This window comes from Arthrobacter sp. 2YAF22_2 (genome assembly GCF_052114645.1).
In the GTDB taxonomy this organism is placed as follows: domain Bacteria; phylum Actinomycetota; class Actinomycetes; order Actinomycetales; family Micrococcaceae; genus Arthrobacter.
This window is the reverse complement of record NZ_JBFRFD010000342.1, coordinates 1-4,062: the sequence shown is the minus strand read 5'-3', so window position 1 is coordinate 4,062 and position 4,062 is coordinate 1. Positions and strand designations below refer to the sequence as shown.

Here is a 4,062-nt window from a genome sequence, read left to right as displayed (position 1 = left end):
CCTGTGGGCCGCGCTGCACAACTGATATGTAGGCCTTCCTTGTCAAGCGGGCATGGGTGAGCGGTCCAAGGCTGGATGTCTTGGACCGCTCTTTTGTGTTCGCTCCCCGCCTGCTCCGGTTGGCCGGCGCGTCTTGATCGACGGCGCTGTCAGACTGATATGCGCGGGTTGGCTACCGCAGGACGAGGTGTTCGGCTGGAGGGGTGCCGCTGGTCTAGCAATGTCGGGCGTCACCGGTTGGTTGCCGGTTGCCCATAGGTGTATCGCGGGTCTCCTCCACGCTGCCGGGCCATTCAGGCCGGCCGGGAACGGCACACGTCTATTCATCCGTCCATGGCTGCTCCTGTTGGACCGCGGCGGCGAGAGACCAGCACCAGCCAGCCAGTTCCCGTGCGACAGCGACATTGGCGATGACCCGGCGTTTGTGACGGGCTTCGAACTGGTCCCACCTGTGGTGCAGCCGGTGGTTGCCCTGATGGCCGCGGACCCGGGATGCCTCGTCGGCGGCGTCCCAGCGGGCACGCATGTCCCGGCTGGCATTGGTATAGGGGCGGCKGTGATGCCAGGCGGCCTCGACCAGCAGGCGACGGGCATGGGTGTTGCCGGTCTTCGTGATGCCGCCCTGGGACCGTGAAGCGCCGGAGGAATGCTCCGAGGGGACCAAACCCAGATAGGCGCCGATCGTGGAGCCGGTGAAACGTGTCCAGTCACCAATCTCCACTGCCAAGCCGAAAGCGGTCAGCACCGAGATCCCGCGCAAACACATCAACGCATGGACCACGGGCGCATAGCGGTCGGTGGCCGCGAGGGCGGTGATCTTCGCATCCAAACGATCCCTGCGGTCCAACGTCAGGTCCGCAGCTTCCAAGCTGGCCTCGTAGGCGGCCTGCAGGGCCGGATCATCGAATCGTTGCCGGTGCAGCCAGGTGTGGTGGGCATCGGTCCAGGCATGGCCGCCGGAGTAGACCAGGCCGTGGCGCAACAGGAGCTTCGAGATCCGGTGCCTGGCCCTCATCAGATCCGCGCGGACGTCCTCACGGGCACGAACCAGATCCCGGGCCGCTTCATCCGCAAGGCCAGGAACCCGCACGGGCGTGATCTGTCCAAGAAGAGCCAAACGGGCCAGATGCTCGGCGTCCCGTGCATCTGTTTTCACCCGGTCACCGGAAGGCCTTTGCAGCTTGGACGGCGCAGCGACCAGGCACTCAATCCCCGCCTCGGCCAGTAACCGGGCCAACCCGAATCCGGTTGGACCTGCCTCATAAACAACGAGGGCAGGACCAGGCAACCCGGAAACCCACTCTGCGACCCCGGCATCGTTGGCGGCCAGGCTCTGCCTCAGSATCTCGCCCGTATCCCGGTCGATCGCACAGCCTTTAACGCTGCGTGCATGGACATCCAAACCGACGTAAGTACGCTTGTTCATGGCTGGAACCTCCAGACGTTCAAATGTGGCTCTGCCAGTCCACACCCCCGCGCCTACGTGCGGAAAGACCCGGACCGGCAACCCACGAATCGCTTTGAACCCGAGGTTCCAGTCCCACCGTCAGGACCGGGCGCCGCCACACTTCATATCGTCTAGTTCAGCACTCCACCACGTTCACGGCGAGGCCGCCCATCGCGGTTTCCTTGTATTTGGAGCTCATGTCCTTGCCGGTCTCGCGCATGGTCACGATCACTTCGTCGAGGGACACACGGTGCGAACCGTCACCCCAGAGGGCCATTTTGGCGGCGTTGATTGCCTTGGCCGCGGCAATGGCGTTGCGTTCGATGCACGGGATCTGCACGAGGCCGCCGATCGGGTCGCAGGTCAGACCCAGGTTGTGTTCCATCGCGATCTCGGCGGCGTTCTCCACCTGGGCCGGCGTGCCGCCCATGACCTCGGCCAGGCCGGCGGCCGCCATCGACGACGCCGAGCCGACCTCGCCCTGGCAGCCGACCTCGGCGCCAGAGATCGAGGCCTGCTCCTTGTAGAGCACCCCGATGGCGCCGGCCGTGAGCAGGAACTTGACCACCACGTCGTCGCGGTCGGCCTGGGTGGCCTTGTCCATCCCGGGCGCGAAGTGCAGCGCGTAGTAGAGGACGGCCGGGATGATTCCGGCGGCCCCGTTGGTGGGGGCTGTGACGACCCGGCCGCCGGAGGCATTCTCCTCGTTCACGGCCAGCGCGATCAGGTTGACCCATTCCTGCCAGTACTTCGGATCCCGGTAGTCGGGGTCCTGGCCGCGGGTTTCCTTGAGGAGCCGTTCGTGCCAGTCCGGCGCCCGACGGCGGACCTTCAGCCCGCCGGGCAGCAGTCCCTCACGCTTGAGGCTGACCTCGACGCAGCCTTCCATCACGGAGTAGATGTGCAGCAAGCCTTCGCGGATCTCCTCGTCCGTGCGGGCGGCGCGTTCGTTGACCAGCATGATCTCGCCGATGGACAGGCCCTTGGATTGGCACCGGCCCAGCAGTTCCGCGGCCGTGCGGAACGGCAGTGGCAGTTCCTTCTTGGACTCGTCGAGTTCCTTCAGCGCCGCGTCCTCCTCGCCGTCCCGGACGATGAAGCCGCCGCCGACGGAGAAGAACGTGGCCTGGTGCAGGACCGTACCGTCGGCGTCGGCGACCGTGAAGGTCATGCCGTTGGTGTGCCGCGGCAAGATGGTCAGCGGGCGCAGCACCATGTCCTTGACCCCGTAGGGCAGCGGCACCGAACCTGCCAGCTGGAGGGTGCCGGTCTCGGCGATCGCCGCGAGCCGCTGCTCCACCTCGACCGGCAGGATCTTTTCGGGGTGGAACCCCTCCAGACCCAGCAGGATCGCCGTCATCGTCCCGTGCCCGTGGCCCGTGGCCGCAAGGGACCCGTAAAGGTCCACCCGCAGCGACGCCACACGGCCCAGATCGCCGGACGCTTTGAGTTCCTCGGCGAACACCGCAGCAGCCCGCATCGGCCCCACCGTGTGCGAACTCGAGGGCCCGATCCCAATGGAAAAAAGATCAAAGACGCCAACAGCCATAGCCGGGTTCCTTACTGGATTGGTGTGCGGACGGAGCGGAGGGTGAGTTGCCCTCAAGGGGCCGGCGGAGCCGGGCTTTTCGAAAGCGTGTGTCAAAGCGAGGGACGAGCAGCACGCGTGAAAAGTCCGGTCCGCCGGGCCCGGAGCCAAACCCGAAAGAGATCGGCCCCGGGAAGCGGTCAGCCTAGGTTGGCAACCGACGGGTAGAGCGGGTGCGCGGCGGCGAGTGCCTCCACGCGGGAACGCAGGCCCGAAAGGTCCGCGCCGGCGTCGGCAATCAATGCCTCGGCGATGATGTCCGCGACCTCGGCGAACGCTGCCTCGCCGAAGCCGCGGGTGGCCAGCGCCGGGGTACCGATCCGCAGCCCGGAGGTGACCATCGGCGGGCGCGGGTCGAACGGGACGGCGTTGCGGTTGACGGTGATGTCGATTTCCGCGAGGCGGTCCTCTGCTTCCTGTCCGTTGAGCTCGCAGTTGCGCAGGTCAACCAGGACCAGGTGCACGTCGGTGCCGCCGGAGATCACGTTGATCCCCTTGGCGGTGACGTCCGGCTGGACCAGGCGCTCGGCGAGGATCCGGGCGCCCGCGAGCACGCGTTCCTGGCGTTCCTTGAACTCCGGGGACGCGGCGATCTTGAAAGCCACGGCCTTGCCGGCGATGACGTGCTCCAGCGGCCCGCCCTGCTGGCCCGGGAACACGGCCGAGTTGATCTTCTTGGCGATCGCGGGATCGTTGGAGAGGATGATCCCGCCGCGCGGACCGGCCAGGGTCTTGTGCGTGGTGGAGGTGGTCACGTGCGCGTGCGGCACCGGGGACGGGTGCAGCCCGGCAGCGACGAGCCCGGCGAAGTGGGCCATGTCCACCATCAGGTAGGCCCCCACCGAGTCGGCGATCCGGCGGAATTCCGCGAAGTCGAGCTGACGGGCGTACGCGGACCAGCCGGCAACGATCAGGGCCGGCTTGTGCTCCTGGGCCAGGCGCTCCACCTCGGCCATGTCGATCCGGTGGGTGTCTTCGCGGACCTGGTACGGGATCACGTTGTACAGCAACGTGATCCCGTACCAGG

General features: G+C 66.8%; 3 protein-coding genes. All 3 read right to left on the bottom strand.

Annotated features, from left to right (window positions below; genetic code table 11):
- Window positions 1-319: 319 nt before the first annotated feature.
- Window positions 320-1,426 carry an IS110 family transposase gene (locus AB4Y86_RS13600; protein WP_441402744.1) on the bottom strand — a complete coding sequence of 369 codons (1,107 nt, stop codon included), beginning with the start codon at window positions 1,424-1,426 and terminating at the stop codon, window positions 320-322.
- 157 nt (window positions 1,427-1,583) lie between these two features.
- A complete protein-coding gene (locus AB4Y86_RS13595; protein WP_441402743.1) occupies window positions 1,584-2,996 on the bottom strand; it encodes an L-serine ammonia-lyase in 1,413 nt (470 codons plus the stop codon).
- Window positions 2,997-3,175: 179 nt separating this feature from the next.
- Window positions 3,176-4,062, bottom strand: an 887-nt coding sequence (gene glyA, locus AB4Y86_RS13590) for a serine hydroxymethyltransferase (protein WP_441402742.1), incomplete at its 5' end; no start/stop codon positions are given.

Bases quoted from the DNA above. Each gene is read 5' to 3' on its own strand.
- AB4Y86_RS13595 (WP_441402743.1), bottom strand. From the start codon at position 2,996: ATGGCTGTTGGCGTCTTTGATCTTTTTTCCATTGGGATCGGGCCCTCG.